Origin of the sequence: Blautia sp. RTP21359st1_E11_RTP21359_211015 (assembly GCF_040910705.1) — a bacterium.
GTDB lineage: Bacteria > Bacillota > Clostridia > Lachnospirales > Lachnospiraceae > Blautia_A > Blautia_A fusiformis.
Window position 1 is genome coordinate 1 of record NZ_JBDGAB010000068.1, and the last position, 17,673, is coordinate 17,673.

Consider the following 17,673-nt stretch of genomic DNA (forward strand, 5'->3'; position numbering starts at 1 on the left):
AACAAAACCTTTTATCGCTAACTCCTGGAGGTGTTTTTCGGAGCTTTGCTCCGTTTTAGATACCACCTCTATAGGAGCAATGTACCGCATAAGGGTGGAGACTTCATTGACGAAAAATCATACATGCTAGACGCAATGAGGAGAGCGGAAAAGCGGGAGGCAAATGAATTTTCTTTGTAAAAAAATAAGAGCAGGCCGAATGGCTTTGCTCTTTTTTTTACACTTCCCTGAAATACGGCATACTGTAAGCAGAAAGAAACACAAAGAAAGGAAGAAAAGAAAATGACAAAAACAGTATTTACTGACTCACAGAACATTTTTGTTTCTGGAGGACCGTTCAAAACGGAATCGAAAAAAGAAAAATTTCCTCCTAAAATAACTCTGCAAAACACTAAAAAAGGCTTCCGCAAATTATATGAACTCGTCATGGATTTATCTAATATCCAGGTTATACCATATGGTGAATTCATTGATTATCTTGCCAGAGAAGGAGACCCTAGAGACATTGAGATTAACATGGATGGAATTTCTATTTTTGTTCCAATTATGAATGACGTTCAAAGAGAACTTTTGCTGTCAAAGATACTTGATATTTCACGGAGCATATTTCCAAAGAAAAGATTAAAATCATTACAAAATCTTGCAGAAAAATCGTATATCTATTCAAGTTATGATTCTGCAGAAAAGGTTGCGTTCAATACTTACCGCAAAATGACTGATGAAAGAAAGTCTTCTAAAAATGGAAGAGAGTTAGAACATTACCTGATAGTCATGAGCGAAAAGATTTTATGCGCAATAGTTGAAACTCAGGATGTAAAAGCACTGAATGAATTTTTAGACTTCGGATTTGCCAGTCAGAAAACATTGGAGCAGGTTTTTGATGAATTGTGTGATGATGTACCGGTCGTTATGAAAGCGTATCTCTTGGAGCAAATTAGCAAAGAACGAGGTATTTCCGATAAGACAGAAACCGAAACTTTCACAGTGTAAAAAAAAGAAAGGGAAATTAAAAAAATGGAAAAAGTAATTATCCGGGATGTTGAGGAACCGGAAAAAACTGAAATACATACAAAAATCGAAAATACAAAAGAAGGATTAAAAAAACTGGCACGTTTTTTTTCGCTCCTTGTTTCTGACTACAATACCAACAATATATACTGCGACGAACACAACAAAATAATGTCTGTGGAAATAAATTCCGAGCGATTTTGGCTTCCGTTGGATATCTCATATGACGAAGAAAATATCATTGTTTCAGGAATTCGGGCAATTTCATCAATTCCAGTCGCTAAATTGCGAAAGCAGTGTCTTCTCAACTATATGGAGACGATATACCGTTTCTCAAAAAACGACTATGGGCGGACGTTGGCAATTCTGGTTTATAAAAACATGAGCGAAGAAAGAAAGCGGGCGAAAAACGGCAGGACATTAAAACAATATCTTACTGTGACGAGTCAGACAATACTGCTATGGAACATGACGACAGATAATATACCGGCTTTATTAGACTTTTGGGAATTGGGTTTATCATCCGCAAAAGATTTAAAATTGTTGTATGACAACCGCTTTGCGAAATTATCCATTCCGATGCAAGCATGTATCATGCAGTTGTTAAATGATTCTACTTGCAGAGATACAGATTCTGAATATTCCTTGTAGATTTTCTTTGCACCGCCGAAGGCGGTGCTTTTTCTTATGCTCCAAAATCTCGCATATTACTGACAACTGAAAGATACAAAGAAAGCTGGCAATTATCGACGGGCGGGAAAACCGCGTCCAGGCTTGCCGTCATCGTTGGGTGGGAAAGTCCCGCCTATGTTTGGTGAAGGAAGAAACGAAGGGCTGACAGATGCCTTGAGAAGTTCTATGATGCGAAATATATTAACAGCCGCGACTGAAAGAAACGAAGCGGCCAGGAATTATTTAATTAAAAGGAGGAAGCAGGATGGATGTAAAACCGTGCATTCCTCCCCACTTGACTACGAAACAAAGAATATTGTTTCTTCATCGGATGGGGTATCCTGCGCTGAAAAAGATGAAACAAATTTCAATTGAAATAATACATAAGTGTCCAAATAGATGTTTGCATTGTTCATCTAATTCTGACATTAATTGTACTTTAAAAATAGAAACTGCGGAAGTAAAAAAAATAATTGATAGTGCGTCAAAGTTAAATACTGAAGTTTTAAGTATTTCTGGTGGAGAACCTTTTTTGCATGACGGATTATTAGAAATTGTACATTATGCAAAATCTAAAGGCATTAAGGTATATATTTATACTAGTGGAATTATATTGAACATTGCTGGACGAGTTGACAGTATTCAGCAGGAGCTATTACAACAATTATATAGTGTAGCAGTTGATAAAATAATTTTTGATTTACCGGCTATAAATCAAACTATATATAATAAATTTATGGGAACATCCGGATATCAGAAATTTGTATTTGATAGTATTAACAAAGCTCAAAATACAGATATTTGTACAGAAATTCATTTTGTTCCAACTAAAATAAATCTGTATGAAATAGATAGTATTGTAAAATTTGCAGAAAGAGCAGGTGTTAATAAAGTTAGCTTTTTGGGATTGGTTCCTCATGGAAGAGCGGCTAATAATACTGGGGAATTAGTTTTGGACGCAGATGAGAATGAGAAATTGAAGTTAAAACTTGAGACAATCAATAATAATAAAATAAGAATTGGCATTCCTTTACAGCGAGAGGATTCCGATTATTATTGCTATGCCGGAAAAAATAAACTGTGTATCCGTTATGACGGAAAGGTATTCGGATGTGAAACATTCAAGTATATTCAATTAGCTGACGAAAATAATAGAATAGTTAATCCGGATTCTATTTATAACAAATCTTTAGAGGATATTTATTATCATTCGGAGTATTTGAAACATGAAAGAAAGTTTGTGGAGCATCAAATGGCACTTAGTGGATGTGGAGAAAAATGCCCTGTTCAAAGAAAAATGAGGAGAGTGGCAGGAATATAATCTGATATGGAAGAAGAAATTGTATATTCAGGGCCGGCAGCACCAGACAGACGATTGAAAAAATCATCAGCTTTGCTAATGAGACAGAGGGGCTGTCGTTAAAAGCATACGCACTGGATGCATTAAACAGAATGGATACAAAAACTGATTTTAGAATTTAGCATTTGCGCCTGGTTCCCAGGCGCTTTTTTGTGGTGCTGATTTTTTCTGGATTTTCTGTATATTGTATACATAAATAAAAAAGGAGGCAGAAAATGAAAAAGAAAAATATCTCAAAGAACTTAAAAAAAACTGGCTGAAAAAATATCGTAAAAAATATTCAGACGGAAGATGGAGTGGCATATCTGGAAGAAGATGTAAGCGGCGGAATCCAGAAAGCGAACAAAGAGGTGGAGAAAAAGAAAAAAGAAAAAAAAGAAGCCCGGCAGCGAAGCTGCCGGGCTGTTGTGCGTTTACAATTTAAAAAAGGTTTTCTTGGAGTTGTTAAGGTTACTTATTGCCTGTAAGGCATACGCATTGATATTAACCTCGCCGAGTTTGTTTGCATCATTCGCAAGGGTCTTTAGCGCGTTCTCTGTACATAAATTATATGACAGATATTTGAGCAATAACTGGTCATTGCTGTTGTCATTGATTTTATTGCCGAAAGCGTCGGTGTTGGAAAGACACATCTTGAAGATGCTGCGCTGGAAGCTTCTTAGCTTTTTGCCGATTTCTGTCTTTACCTTCGGGTTATCAATTGTAGGGTAGAGCTCTATAAGAAATTTTCTGATAAGCTCTGGTTCCCTGTCGTCAATATCCTGGTAAAAATTCCAGATGATGTCTTCGTCAAACGGAATCATTTTGAAATACTCGTCCCATTTGGACAAACGACCGCCTGCAAAAGGAATGAGGTAGTCTTTGCCGTCTACGGTCAGCTTTGTAGATATCTTTTTGACTGAATTGTTGCCTGCACCAATGGCATTAAACAGGCCTTGTGGAAGCATACCATTGTCAGTTGAAACCACGATATGATTTACACCGTAAAAACTATGATTGTTAAGTTTTTTAAGTGACGATGGTAGTACAACCTCAGTGTCATAATCGCAGTCCCGACTGAATACAAATGCGTTTGCACCAATTGACGTAACTGAATCTGGAATTACAACGTCTGTGATTTTACAGCCATCAAATGCAGATTCGTTGATTTCTTTGACTCCGTCGGGGATAACAACCTTTCCAGTTCTGCCTGACGGGCATCCGAATAAATAAGTACGGTCGCGGTTATATACGATACCGTCATGTGTTAAATAATACGGATTGCCGGAAGAGATTTCTATGCTTGCAATTCCAGAATTTCTTAATACCGTACGCAAATCCTGTGGATTGATTACCCCGTCGTTGTCAATGATGACTTTGCTTGGACGATACTCGGAATAAATCCAGGAAATGATAGATATATCATGCACGGTAAGTGTCCTGCCTGAAAAGTCAACGCTTTTACTGATATTCCTGGCACTGTCAGGTATCCTGTCACAAACCTCCATCACCATATTGCCGAGCATATGAACGCCTTCCACAACAGGCAGGTCACCAACGCCTTCATATCCTTTAAATGCATCAACATCGTAAAGAATATCTTCAAGCTTCATATTGATGAAATTTGCACTTTTGCATCCAGCAAAAGCCATAGACACAATTGCCACAACATTTTTCATGTCCATAGGCTCGCCCGGTTTTTTGCAGAATGTATTGATAAGCGTGCCAGTATCTTTGCCGGTAATACGCATCAGCATTCCGGCGCCGGTATTTTTGTATGTGTCGTTGTCTGAGACGATTTCCTCAACATTCGGAAATAGCTGGTTGTCCATCTGAATGCCACGGACGTTTTTGTCAATATAGATTCTTCTGACATTCGGGAAAGATTTGTTGATATCCCGCAGATAGTAGTATTTGATGCCTGTATACGGTGCTTCTCCGAGAAACTTAAATTCGGTTGCATCTGGTAAGACGTCAATATCCTTAACGTACATATCGTTGCCATACAGTGTAGCTCCTTCGTATAACTTTTTTGTAAACTTCATATTTTTTTGTTCCTTTCTTTATGTTTTTTTTGTGTTTCAAGATTAATATGCTGAAAAAAGGGGAGGGTGAAAGAGGGGTGAAAAATCAAACAACAAAAACCAAAGGCCAGGGGAAGCTTCGCTCCCCCTGGCTGCGTTTCTCTTTACGTTTTTGTAATTTTTCTGCATATTGGAATTAAAGATAAAAAAAAGGAGCAAAGAATGCCAAACTCAGTAATTAGGACAAAAACAATATTCCTTTTTGGAGCATATCCGGAATATCTCCAGAAAAAAGTGATAAAAGAAATGCACAAAAGAAAATATACCGTCAAGCAGCCGAAGACGCTGGATGGTCTGGAATTGGATGGCGACGATATTATCGTTGTAGATGTGAGAGATATGGATGACTGGAAAGAGCAGATTGGATGGCGAAAAGATGCAAATTATGTCCCGATAGAGACGTATGTTTCATCTGGCACTACCCTGTCAACAAGAGAACTGCTTGAGCGCGCACGAATGAATGCCGGGTATCTCGAAAAAACAATTAAAAAATGCAGCTGCGGGAAAGATGGGATGGTCTTATCCAAAAAAGACTACGAGAAAGAAATTAAGGCAGAGGCAGATATACTGCTGAAAGATGCGTACGGAAATGAGATAAGACAGATTGGGCTGCTGAAAGCGGCGCTGCTGAATCTGAGACACCGGCCGACAAGATGTCTGGCGATGAAGTATGAGCTAGAAAATGGATATCTGCTGCAGCGCCTGCTGGTCAACAGAGACGGGGAAGAATCGTTAAGAACAGTGGAAGAAGCAGTGGAGGCGGTGGAGGATTTTTTGTGGTTTTAAAAAATAAGTGCTCCGTGTAGCAAATTCAAAGTACATCTCATGTACAAACTGTAATTCTATATACATAGAAAATAAATAAAGAAAGGAAAAAGAAAAAATGAGTTTTATTGATACAATGGGAAATACGGCAGAAATAATGTTAGATACTGCGCTATCAACAACAGAAAGAGATGCTTTACCCTGCATAAACATTCCAGATAACAAAAGAGGACTTTATCTATTAACCAATATAATTTCGGCTTATTCTTGTAATTACAAAAATCATTTATATGACAATGACGGTCATTATTGTATTCAAGTCAATTTTGGGGACTGTCCACTTTTCATTCCTCTAATGGACATGACATCAATGCAGACTACTATAAATAATATATACAAAATATCTAAAAAGATTTTTGCAAAAAGAAGAAAAACTGCGTTAAAAAAATATATGGAAACAATTTACCAATATGCAAGTTGCGACAACGGATGTTTAGCTGCAATAAATATATACAAAAATATGAGTGAAGAAAAGCAGTATTCAGAAGCAGGACAGAAAATAAGAAAATATCTGGCTAACACGAGCCAAATAATCTTATTGTGGGATTTGGATGCACAATACCCAAAACAATTACACGAATTTCTGGAGTTAGATTGTACTTCTTACAAAGTTTTGGAAAAGATATTTTCAGCAAGAAGTGACAACATGTCTGCTGAAATAAAATCATATATGTTGGAAGCAATAAGAAGAGCGGAAAAGCGAGAAACAAGTGAGTGTAATAAAATTGCTGAATTTTTCTTGTAAAAAAGCAAGAGCAGACTGAAAAGCCTGTTCTTTTTTTTGTTTTCCGCAAAAAAAGTCCAGCATATTAAAAAACACACATGAATGCTAAAAGAAATATCGAAACAAGAGGAAGAACAATGACAACAAAAGCAATTTTTCTACTGGCCGGAAAGCCAGATAAAGCAATAAAGATAACAGTAAAAAAGTTAAAAAAGTTGGGACATCATATTAAATTTTGCAAAAACATAAAATCTCTTCCTGCTTTGGACGGAGATGATATTCTAGTAGTGAACATCAATAATGTTTCTGAAATCAAAAGAGAACTGGAAAACAGAACAGATGCAGTTTATATTGTGCATGACTACATCTCGTGTTGCTATACAAAAGGAATCCAGGAAGCATACCGTGACGCGAAAGAAAATGCAGAAAGGATTGATGGCCTCGTACTCAAATATGCACTTGGCCCAGATGGGATGGACCTGTCTAAGGAAAAATACCGGAAACAGGTGATGGAAGAATATACAGCATTGGTAGGCCACGCGACACGTGAGCAGACGGAGCAGTTGACAACATTAAAAAGTGTGCTGCTGAATATCAACGGCCGGAATATGATATACAACGCCATGCGGTTCCAGGAGATGAATGGGCTGATATTGAAACGGTTATATTTTTTCTGCTGCAGGCATGAAGATTACGACTGTAAGAACAAAGAAGATGCTTATGATTTGCTGGATGAGTTTTTGAGATAAAAATGCAAAAGATATTGCGATAGAATTTCCAGAAGAGTATGTATTGTCAATATTGAAAATGGATATTTTTAATACTGATGCATTAATACAGATGCTGGAGGCAGTACAAGCAAAAGGATACAAAATAGCAGCAGCATATATACTGGAAAAAATCAATACATGTAATAAAAATGACGACGAACGTTTCAAAAAGTTCGATTGTTGATGCAGAGGGATGATTTGATTGGCAAAACAAATAGTTGAAATTTGTGTATCACATGAAAAAACAAAAGATTGTTACAAAGAACTGGTTAGCATAATAAATGACCATTCTACCGATAGCGAAGCATATTTCTTCAGGTATTATGCACCAAGAAAGATTTTCAAATTAACCGTCTTTGGAATGTGCTTCTATCTCCCAATAATGATAAATTCTTACAGAACAATTTCAATATGCCAGGAAATAGAAAAAATATCAAAAAAAATATTAAAATCGGCACGTAGAAAAAAATTAACTAATACCATGGAAACGCTCTATAAGTATGCGTTTGGAGACGAGGGGAAAGAAGCTGCCCTTAACACATATCTGAACATGAGCGAAAAAAGAAGAAAAAGTAAAAATGGGAAAGAACTGAGAGAATATCTTGAAGAATACGCTACTGAAATTATTCGCTGGCATGTTGAAAATGCAGAACCGGAAGAAGTATACACTGTCTTAAAATTGAATCTTGTATCAGCCGATGTATTGCAAGCAATATATTCTGAATTGGAAGAGGATATGGGTATCGAAGTGAAAGCTTATTTTCTGGAAATGATTGGCAAAGAGTCCAGCATCAATGCGTCAAAGGAAGAGAAATGGACACTTTAAGATAATAAGTGAGAATTCTCGGAAATTCAATTTCCGAGATGAAAACGACCAGACATACAAATAAACAAAAATATCGCTTGCGACTTTCTAATTTCTCTGCACTTCGACGTAGAGGAATTTTTATTTTCGTCAATTTTTTTTCGCAAAAAATCGTCCAGTTTTAGATTTTTCGGCATATTAACTATGTAAGAAAGTAAGAAAAAAGCAGGAGGTTTTTGATATGGCAAAGAAAAAGTCCATAAGGGTTGATTTTGTGAAGTCTTGTACTACATATAACAAACTGAATATGATTGCTAAAATTGCCATATCAGGCATTGAAAATATCTGTAAACGCTTGAATCTTGACAGCATTTACGATGTCATTAACGGCAGGTTTACAATCCCTTCCAAGAGACCATCAAGTAAGAAGTCTTCTTCAAAGCGCGTTGCAAAATGCGATACCGTATTTGTGGCTTACAGATTCTGCGGACATCCGACAGAAGAACAGGTATCAGGCTTAAATCAGAATATTGGCGCTTCACGTTTTATATGGAACCGTATGCTTTCAGATTATAAATTGATGTGGAAGATGTATGGCGTTTCAATACCTATGACTCCGGCTGATTACAAAGATGTATCCGGTCTGGAATGGCTTAACGACAGGGATTCCCTGGCACTGGCAAATGTTCAGTTGAATCTTGAAAAGGCAAGAAGTGATTATTTTGCCGGTGAAAGAGGTGCTCCTAAGCGAAAGAAAAAACATCAGTGCAAGGATTCTTATACGACAAACCGCATTGGAAAGAATATCCGAATCGAGGATGGAGGTCTCCGTCTTCCAAAGATTAACGGTTTGATAGAACTTTCTATACACAGACCGATTAAGCCAGACGGCACCCTAAAAAGTGTTACGATTACACATGAACCAGACGGCAAATGGTATTTCTCAATCCTGATTGAGTATCCAGCCGAAGAGGTTGAATTGTCAGACGGATTGCAAAAGTTTTTTGCTTCCGGTGATGTCAATGCGATTTCAGGAATTGGACTTGATATGTCAGTTCCCTTCTTATATATAGATTCGTCAGGGAATAAACCGTCTTATGAATTAAACGGAAAAGAAATAAAATTTATGAAGCAGTATCGGAAACTTGAGAAGCGTATTGCAAAAGAGCAGCGCAGACGCTCTCACATGGTTAAAGATTCTAACAATTACAACAAACAGAGCGAAAAAATCGCCAGACTGCATGCGAAAGCCAAGCATCGCAGGGAGGATTTTCTTCACCAGATTGCTGTAAGACTTGTCAGAACTTACGACGTGATTGCGATTGAAGACCTCGATATTGCAGCAATGAAAAAGGCTATCAACCTTGGAAAATCCGTGTCCGATGTCGGATGGGGTAGATTCACGGCAATCCTGGAGGAGCTATGTCTGAAGTACGGAAAGATTCTTGTACGCGCCAGCAGGTGGTATCCTTCCTCTAAGACATGTCATCATTGCGGATATAAAAACGATGATTTGCAGTTGTCTGACAAGGTTTATGTCTGCCCGGTATGTGGAAATATCATGCCCCGTGACAAAAACGCAGCCATTAACATCCTGGAAGAAGGCCTGAAAATCTTGAAAGAAAATGTGTTTAGACCATCAGTAGAGGGATATTCTAAACCCTCTCTGATTACTACGATTGCATAAAATGCAGTCTTTTGGTAACCTAATAACCTTACCGGTGGAACACCGGAGTAGCCTGCCGAGCTACGGGGTCACGCTTACAGACGTGGCATAATATGTCACCCGGATAGACAGGAAAAAAGAGAACCTGCGGGTTCAAAGCCTGTGTCTTTAGGCTGTCTTCTTCGGAAGCCTGCTTCTTTAGATGCGGGTAGTTCACGATACGTAAACTACAAATATTAAGCTATTTTCATAACAAAAAAAAGAAAGTCTTTTTCCACATGTTATCAATGTTATCAAATCCAGCATATTGGATTTGTAAAAATAAGCATAAAGAAAGGCGGAAATATTTATGAGTTACGATATTGAATTGGTAAACAAAGTCACAGGCGAAACAGCAAAGATGAAGCATCCCCAGTATGTGAGAGGAGGAACGGTTCCAGCAAGAGTGAATCCTGTAACAAAAGAACTAGAGCAGGCCGAGCAGGTTGAAGCGCATATCAACATTACATATAACTACAGCTATTATTACTATGAGGCGACAGATGGCGATATTCGGTTTGCGCATGACGAGGTCTCTGCATACTATGCTGACGGAACCCAGGGCCCGGTTGAAACCAAATATGGAATCCGTGGACTGTATGGTACAACACCCACAGAGTCAATCCCGATGCTGATGGACATGATTGAAAAAATCAAAGCCAAATACACAGATGAAAACGGTGAGTGGATTGACACTGAAAGAACAAAGACTGTTTATTACAAAAATGGAAAAGAGATTAAAGAAAGAAACGTTTTGGATGCTATCTTAAACCACGATTATGACCGGAAAGAAGAAGTGACTTATTCAGTCAACGAAGGAGATATTTCCAGCTACTATATGGCAACGGCAGCAAATGCAATCATGGCACTGAAACAGATGATGGTTATGGCAACGGATAATCTGACTGAGAAAAATATTGTTTGGGATGGTGATTGAGATTGACAAAAAAAGACAAAAAGAAAAAAGGAAATAAATTTGCGCCGGAACTCGGTATACCGATATCAACATGGATTCTGAATGTCATGTATGTAGTCATTGAATTTGTGCTGGCGTTTTCCATGCTGTCCAGTGGCAGTCTTGGTAAATACAAATTTGTGGTCTATGCGGTGGCAGCGATACTGGCGGTTGGAATGTTTTTATATATCTTTTTTAAGATAAAAAAGCAGGAACAAAAAACAGCAAAAACGTTTCAGATTACAATAATTGAAGTCGTTGTTTTGGTATTGCCATTTGTCCTGGCTGCAAGGATGTAACAAAAAAAAGAAAAGAAGAGAAAAAAGAAAGAGCGTCCGGCCGAAGGCCGGGCGCTTAATACCCAATTTTAATCTCTGCACTCAGCCTTACGACTTCACTTGACATTTGCTGCGCAAATTGGTAACGAGCCGGAACGGCGAGTTATCAACGCAAAACGTGGAGTCACCGGCCGACCAAAAGTCCCGCGAATCAAATGTTCTGGTTTTAACTTCGTACGAGGGTTGGAATCCACGTTCGAAGTCAGGGAACGAGCGCGAAGCGCGAGCTATTTATTTATTAAGGAGGAGAGATATGGATTCTATTTTTTTGATGAAGAATGTGACATCGATTTCGATTTATTGGCCAAAATAAGGAAAGATATCTATGAGCACCCAGAAAAAAGCAATGTGAGGTTCGTAGAAAAGTCTGCATCTGAATTACTAAATGAATTAAAGACAAGTGGAGAACATTATGATATCATTGAAGGGATAGATACATTAGAGAAAGCAGCACAGGAAGAGAAAGAAGGGTACCATGTTAAAAAAACAAAATAATGAGCTGCATCTAAATCCATTAACAGCATGAACGGAGAGCGGGGAATCCACGGCCGATAATATCGTCCGCGGGTTAAATCTTCCTGTTCTAACTTCGCACGCGGGTCGGAATTCCCGTTCGAAGTCAGGGAACGAGCGCGAAGCGCGAGTTATTAAGGAGGAGAAATATGGATTCCAATTTTTTTAAGAAATAAGTGGGAACTCTCGGATATTTAATTGCCGAGATGGAAACGCCTAGATATACAAATAAACAAAAATATCGCTTACGATTTATTGATTTCTTTATGCTTCGGCGTAGAGAAATTTTTATTTTCTGCAAAAATTTTTCGCAAAAAATCGTCCCGTTTTAGATTTTTTCGGCATATTGACTATGTAAGAAAAAAGCAGGAGATTTTGATATGGCAAAGAAAAAATCCATACAGGTTGATTTTGCAAAATCTTGTATTACATATAACAAACTGAATACGATTGCTAAAAGTGCCATATCAGACATGCAGTCTTTTGGTAACCCGATAACCTTACCGGTGGAACACCGGAGTAGCCTGCCGAGCTACGGGGCCACGCTTACAGACGTGGCGTAATATGTCACCCGGATAGACAGGAAAAAAGAGAACATGCGGGTTCGAAGCCTGTGTCTTTAGACTGTCTTCTTCGGAAGCCTGTTTCTTTAGATACGGGTAGTTCACGAAATAAAAATAAAGAAAGGAGATTTGTAATGTCTTATGATACCGCGAACTGCGCTCGCGTATACCAGCACGACGTGCGTGCGAAGCAGACAAAAGTCTGCGATGCTGAACGGGCGGGGTTTCAGACCCCTACGCATTCGTCCAATTACCTCAAGACAGACAAACAACTGATTGTTCAGGGTCGGGTTGCCTTCAGCACCCCTTCCCTGACGGCAAGCCTGGCTGCATTTCCCCGCCCGTCGATGGATAAAAATGGACAAAAATGTACAAGCAATTTACAGATGCCGGTATTTGCGATTACAGATGATAGAAAGGCGTTAAGGTCTATTTTTCGTATTTTTATACTATATGCAGGGCAGCATTCCTGTATGTATAAGAGTTCCTGTCTGTTTTCCTTGGATTCATTTGGCAAAGAAATTAAACGGCCATCGGCATCCGGAAATATTCTTGCATTGGAATACTGCGGACAGATATTCTGTATTCCTCTTGGATTAACAGAAAAAGATAAGGTCGAAATTACAAAACGGTTTGATAAAATCTCATTTCTGGTACATGGCAAGCAAAGACGAAAAAGGGCAATCTGGAATTTTCTGGATTCTTTATACAAATATGTAAATGATACAGATATGTCAAAAATAGTTGCTGTAACTACATACAAAAACATGAACCAGGAAAGAAGAGAAAGCAAAAGCGGAAAAGTATTAAAAAAATATCTTGGCACTATCGGCCCTGCTGCGATTTCATGGTGTGTATCTGAAAATGATGCCGAAGCACTGAAAAATCTGCTGGATGTATGCGAGATAAAGCAGGAAACACTGAAAAATGCTTATGAAATGTATGGTGTAGATGCAGACGTCCAGGTAAAAGCGTATCTTTTGGATGCGATTGGTAAAGCAAAAAATGATAAAGAAACATTTGATATCTGACACATGAGCCGAATTTTTTCGGCTCTTTTTTTTTGCAAAACCCTGTATATTAAGTATGCAAAAAATCTGTAAATGAGGAGAAAAAAAATGAGAAAAAAGATTTCTGATACCATATATGTTTTGCTTCAGCCGTGGCTGGTGTATTTCGCATTCGGAAACGGGATGGGTAGGATACCGCCTCAGGCAAGATTTGTACTGATGGCATTAGTTGGCCTGATGATGATGGTTAACATCTATTTTTGCGAAGAAAATTGCTTTCAGAAAATGCAAAAAGAAGAAGAAAAAGAAAACGGTAACGCATGGATACTGACTTTCGCTTTGCTTGTGCAGAGTGTGATTTTGGTTGTGCCAATGATGATTGGGATACATATCAAAATCTGATATTGAAAAATAAACCGGAAAATAAAACAAAGAAAAAGACGAAAAAAGAAAAAGCGTCCGGCCGAAGGCCGGGCGCTTAGTTTTATAATTTATACGTTTTTTCAGTTTTCGTTTCATACGCCTGAAGTGCAATCAGGGCGTATGCCTTAATCTCAGGCTTGCTGTCCCGTTCTGATGCAGCAACGAGGTTTTCAAGCATTTTCTTTGTTGATAAATTGTATGATAAATACCTTACCAACAGTTTAAATTCGCCTTTTTTGTAAAGACCGTTTACAGATGCGCGCTGTAAGCGTTTAAATATCTTTTCTATGTCTTTTTTAATTTCTGCATTTTCAACCGTAGGATACAATAGAATCAAAAATCTAAACAGCCTTTCGTTTGTATTAATTTTTTCGTACTGTCTCCATATAACATCTGGGTTAAACGGGAGGAAACGAAAATATCTGTCAAGCTTGTCTAACTGAACATCGATGTATGGAATCAAATATGATTTTCCGTTCACGGTCAGATAAGACACAATCCTGTGCGATTCTTTTATATCATTCATATTTACATGCCCAACACAGCTTATTGAACTAAAGAATCCATTTGGCAGCATGTCAGTTTCTGTATCTATGGCCAGATTTTTCAGGTTTCCAAAACATCGACAGCCAAGTTTTTTGATGGTTGATGGGAGAGCGACTGTTAAGTCGTTGCCTGGAGTAAAGAGGAATGCCTCTGTTTCGATTTCTTCAACGCCTTCTGACAAATCAAGATGAGGGTCCTTAATCCCGCTAAATGCACTTTCACCTATAACCTTGATGTGCCCAGGAATGTTGATATCATGAAGGCTAGTACATTCGGAAAATGTGTATGCTTTAATGCATGACATGTTTTTGCTGAATGTGATTTTCTCTAGATTATGGCAACAGCGGAACGCACGTTGTTCAACATCTGTAACGGAATCTGGTATTACTACTTCACTGATAGAACAATTATAGAATGCATATTCACTGATAACCTTTACCCCATCCGGGATAATAATTTTCCCAGTCCGACCCGCTGGACATCGTACCAACACTGTCATATCAGAATTGTAGAGTATTCCGTCGTGAGATGTAAAATATGGATTATCCGGTGAAATCTCAATTTCGGAAATAGCCTCTCGCTGCAACACACCATCCACATCATTCATATCAATTACGCCATTATTATTCAGGATTATTTTCTGGGGTAATTTTTTTCGATTCATTTGTTTTACGACAGATATGTCTTGGACTGTAACTGGCTTGCCTGTGAAATCAATATCATAATTGAAGAGCCTGGCCTGTTTTGGAATAATAGGGCCATGATGCAGCAAGCTACGCTCGCGTGTATCAAGCCCGTTATGGCTAACAGACGACGAAGTCGGAGTGTAGGGCGCGGGCGAGCAGTCCATGACGATGTTACCAAGCATACGTACCCCATCCACGACTGGAAGTTCCGAGATTTTTTCATATCCATAAAAAGCATTCTGGTAAACCTCTTTAATACCGCCCGCATTAATGATATTCGAAGATTCGCAGCCGTCAAATGCGTTATCGGCAATTGTTTCAACACCGTTCAAATCAATCAGTTCGTCGGCTTTTTTGCAAAACGTATTGAGCAGACATACCCCTAGCGCTTTCCTAATCAACAGATTGCCTGATTGAAAGGATTTGCTGTCAGAAATGATTTCCTTAACGTTTGGAAACATTTTATTCGGAATCTGGATTGACATTACGCTATCTGCGATATAGATGCGTTCTATCTGAGGAAATCTTTTCTCATTTCCAGATACACTGACTTTCATAATAGAATAATGTTGCGCTTTATCCCCTGACAGGTACAGTTCTGTAACATCCTGGTCAATATCAATGTCGTAAACGTATCCGATAAAGCCGTCTGTGTAAAACGTTACTCCTTCTTGAAACTGTCTTTTTGTATAAATCATTTTTTTCATTCCTTTCTTTGTTGTTTTTACGAAATCAATATGCTGGAACGACGAGAAAGAAAAAAATCCGCAAAAAAAATACATTCTATCTTTTTTTACGCATAATAATAACAGAAAAACAAAAACAAAAAAGGAGAATTTTAAAATGGAAAATACTAAACTTAAACTCGTAACTGATTATGATGATAACCCGGTAGACGTTACTGCTGAGGTCAATTTTATCTGGAATATCGCAAACAAACTGCGCGGCACTTATCAGCCAGATAAGTATAAAGATGTTATCATTCCTATGACAATCATCCGCCGCCTGGAATGTGCGCTTGATAAAACCAAAGAGCATGTTGAACAGGTCAAATCGATTATGGGTGAGGATTGTCCGGAAGATGTACTGTTCAGCGAAGCCGGATGCCATTATTTCAATCTGAGCAAATTTACTCTCGGTGCGTTGCTGGATGACCCGGACAACCTGGTTGAAAACTTCAAGTGTTATATTGATGGTTTTTCCAGCGATGTTAAAGAGATTCTGGCTAACCTGGAATTTGAAAAACAGATTAAAAAGATGTACGACAGTGACCGTCTGTTTTCGGTAATCAAGGATTTTTCCGAGCTGAACCTGGACCCGGAGAAAGTGGACAGCGTAAAAATGGGATATATTTTTGAGGACCTTATCAGGAGATTTTCCGAGAATGCCGAAGCCGGCGACCACTATACCGGAAGGGATATTGTAAAAACAATGATTAGTCTGCTGCTGGCTGAAGGCAGCGAGGATATTATGACCGGGGCAAGAGTGGTTAAAATCTTAGACCAGGCTTGCGGAACTGGCGGCATGCTTTCCACTTGCCAGAATTTCATCCTGCATATGAACCCTGAAGCAGACGTGAATCTGTTTGGACAGGAAATCAATCCGGAATCATATGCCATCTGTAAGGCGGAGATGCTGATTCGTGGGCAGGAAGCGGACAATATCCGAAAACAGGATTCCATGAAAGCAGACTGTTTTGACACGGAAAAAATGCGTTTCGTTGTTGAAAATCCGCCATTTGGCGAAGCCTGGGGCGGCAAGGATGCGCCGGAAGGGACAGAAGATGCGGTAAATAGACAGTTTGAAGAAGGAAAACGATTTGAAGCAGGGCTGCCGGGAAAAGGAGATATGCAGTTGCTTTTCATTCAGGCCGCGCTTGACAAACTGAGACCGGAAGACGGAAAAGCCGCCATTATCACGAATGGCTCACCGCTGTTTACCGGCAGCACTACTTCCGGCGAGTCTCAGATTCGTAAGTGGCTTCTGGAAAAAGACAGTATTGAAGCCATTATCGCTCTTGCTCCGGATTCTTTCTATCAAATTAGGCAGAGTACCACGTCCATAGGATATGATATTACTTAGATTTATCATACCGCATGGGCGTGGGTGAATGCCATTTTTTATATCGCGCTGATGACTCATCCGTAAAGCTGTACTAATTACTGGATTTTATTGATTTTTAATATATTCCTGAACTACCTGTAAGCTGTTTTCACTCACGGTTGATACAAAGTAACTATCACTCCAAAATAATGGTTTCCAGTAATGATTCTTAAGTAACGTATCTCCATAATATTTTCTTGCGAAACGGCTTGTTTTTGTTTTTACAATATTGACCAGTTCCCCGGGTGTTGTATACGGGTCTGCTTCAAACAATATATGGACATGGTCACATCCTCCGTTCATTTCTAATATTACAAGTCCTTTTTCTTTAAATATGTCTTGTATCGTAGTATATACCAAATCTTTTATCTTTCCGTCTAATACCGGCTTACGGTATTTGGTGACGAGTACCATATGATATTGCAATAAAAAACAGCTATGCCTGTTTGTGTAATAAGGTTGTCCGGATTTCTTTTTATACATATACATCCTCCTCTGTGATTTGACACCCATTTACTTTTATGGTATAATTATACCATAAAAATAAAGGATTTGAAAGGAGGACATCCATTATGTTAAATGCAATTCCGATGGTAATATCAAA

General features: G+C 38.6%; 18 protein-coding genes. 15 read left to right on the plus strand and 3 right to left on the minus strand.

Going from position 1 to position 17,673, the window contains the following annotated elements:
- The first annotated feature begins 282 nt into the window (after positions 1 to 282).
- From AB5026_RS16740 to AB5026_RS16750, 3 genes are all read left to right on the plus strand, one after another.
- Positions 283 to 990 carry a hypothetical protein gene (locus tag AB5026_RS16740; RefSeq protein ID WP_368213920.1) on the plus strand — a complete coding sequence of 236 codons (708 nt, stop codon included), beginning with the start codon at positions 283 to 285 and terminating at the stop codon, positions 988 to 990.
- Between the two features lie 24 nt (positions 991 to 1,014).
- Positions 1,015 to 1,659, plus strand: coding sequence for a hypothetical protein (locus AB5026_RS16745; protein ID WP_195657333.1), 645 nt, complete (start codon positions 1,015 to 1,017; stop codon positions 1,657 to 1,659).
- A 286-nt stretch (positions 1,660 to 1,945) separates the two neighbouring features.
- Positions 1,946 to 3,001: a radical SAM protein gene (locus AB5026_RS16750; RefSeq protein ID WP_368213921.1), complete on the plus strand. Its 1,056-nt coding sequence runs from the start codon at positions 1,946 to 1,948 to the stop codon at positions 2,999 to 3,001.
- 452 nt (positions 3,002 to 3,453) lie between these two features.
- On the opposite strand, the gene AB5026_RS16755 is transcribed toward AB5026_RS16750, so the two are convergent.
- A complete protein-coding gene (locus tag AB5026_RS16755; protein ID WP_368213923.1) occupies positions 3,454 to 5,064 on the minus strand; it encodes a leucine-rich repeat domain-containing protein in 1,611 nt (536 codons plus the stop codon).
- A 201-nt stretch (positions 5,065 to 5,265) separates the two neighbouring features.
- Here AB5026_RS16755 and AB5026_RS16760 point away from each other — a divergent pair, with 201 nt between their 5' ends.
- The 11 genes from AB5026_RS16760 to AB5026_RS16810 all read left to right on the plus strand — a co-directional run bounded on the left by AB5026_RS16760 (position 5,266) and on the right by AB5026_RS16810 (position 13,713).
- Entirely contained in the window at positions 5,266 to 5,889 is a 624-nt protein-coding gene (locus AB5026_RS16760; protein WP_368213924.1) for a hypothetical protein, read from the plus strand.
- A gap of 97 nt (positions 5,890 to 5,986) precedes the next feature.
- Positions 5,987 to 6,673, plus strand: a complete 687-nt coding sequence (locus tag AB5026_RS16765; RefSeq protein ID WP_368213925.1) for a hypothetical protein — start codon at positions 5,987 to 5,989, stop codon at positions 6,671 to 6,673.
- Between the two features lie 116 nt (positions 6,674 to 6,789).
- Entirely contained in the window at positions 6,790 to 7,401 is a 612-nt protein-coding gene (locus AB5026_RS16770; protein ID WP_368213926.1) for a hypothetical protein, read from the plus strand.
- A gap of 223 nt (positions 7,402 to 7,624) precedes the next feature.
- On the plus strand, positions 7,625 to 8,248 hold the full coding sequence (locus AB5026_RS16775; protein WP_146207168.1) for a hypothetical protein: 624 nt from the start codon (positions 7,625 to 7,627) through the stop codon (positions 8,246 to 8,248).
- Between the two features lie 220 nt (positions 8,249 to 8,468).
- On the plus strand, positions 8,469 to 9,914 hold the full coding sequence (locus tag AB5026_RS16780) for an RNA-guided endonuclease InsQ/TnpB family protein (protein WP_368213928.1): 1,446 nt from the start codon (positions 8,469 to 8,471) through the stop codon (positions 9,912 to 9,914).
- Positions 9,915 to 10,242: 328 nt separating this feature from the next.
- Positions 10,243 to 10,869, plus strand: coding sequence for a hypothetical protein (locus tag AB5026_RS16785; RefSeq protein ID WP_368213930.1), 627 nt, complete (start codon positions 10,243 to 10,245; stop codon positions 10,867 to 10,869).
- Positions 10,870 to 10,871: 2 nt separating this feature from the next.
- Complete coding sequence (locus AB5026_RS16790) at positions 10,872 to 11,186, plus strand: hypothetical protein (protein WP_110103808.1); 315 nt, start codon at positions 10,872 to 10,874, stop codon at positions 11,184 to 11,186.
- 222 nt (positions 11,187 to 11,408) lie between these two features.
- Positions 11,409 to 11,720, plus strand: a complete 312-nt coding sequence (locus AB5026_RS16795) for a hypothetical protein (RefSeq protein ID WP_368213932.1) — start codon at positions 11,409 to 11,411, stop codon at positions 11,718 to 11,720.
- A gap of 398 nt (positions 11,721 to 12,118) precedes the next feature.
- Entirely contained in the window at positions 12,119 to 12,301 is a 183-nt protein-coding gene (locus AB5026_RS16800) for a hypothetical protein (RefSeq protein ID WP_368213934.1), read from the plus strand.
- Between the two features lie 134 nt (positions 12,302 to 12,435).
- Positions 12,436 to 13,332, plus strand: coding sequence for a hypothetical protein (locus tag AB5026_RS16805; protein WP_368213935.1), 897 nt, complete (start codon positions 12,436 to 12,438; stop codon positions 13,330 to 13,332).
- 87 nt (positions 13,333 to 13,419) lie between these two features.
- Positions 13,420 to 13,713 (plus strand): hypothetical protein, encoded by a 294-nt coding sequence (locus tag AB5026_RS16810; RefSeq protein WP_368213937.1) that lies wholly within the window; start codon positions 13,420 to 13,422, stop codon positions 13,711 to 13,713.
- An 82-nt stretch (positions 13,714 to 13,795) separates the two neighbouring features.
- Here AB5026_RS16810 and AB5026_RS16815 read toward each other — a convergent pair whose 3' ends face one another.
- Positions 13,796 to 15,664 (minus strand): leucine-rich repeat protein, encoded by a 1,869-nt coding sequence (locus AB5026_RS16815; RefSeq protein ID WP_368213938.1) that lies wholly within the window; start codon positions 15,662 to 15,664, stop codon positions 13,796 to 13,798.
- Between the two features lie 145 nt (positions 15,665 to 15,809).
- Here AB5026_RS16815 and AB5026_RS16820 point away from each other — a divergent pair, with 145 nt between their 5' ends.
- On the plus strand, positions 15,810 to 17,048 hold the full coding sequence (locus AB5026_RS16820; protein WP_368213939.1) for an N-6 DNA methylase: 1,239 nt from the start codon (positions 15,810 to 15,812) through the stop codon (positions 17,046 to 17,048).
- 87 nt (positions 17,049 to 17,135) lie between these two features.
- Here the strand turns inward: AB5026_RS16820 and tnpA are convergent, their stop codons facing one another.
- Positions 17,136 to 17,552 carry an IS200/IS605 family transposase gene (gene tnpA, locus AB5026_RS16825; protein WP_195657092.1) on the minus strand — a complete coding sequence of 139 codons (417 nt, stop codon included), beginning with the start codon at positions 17,550 to 17,552 and terminating at the stop codon, positions 17,136 to 17,138.
- Positions 17,553 to 17,673: the final 121 nt, after the last annotated feature.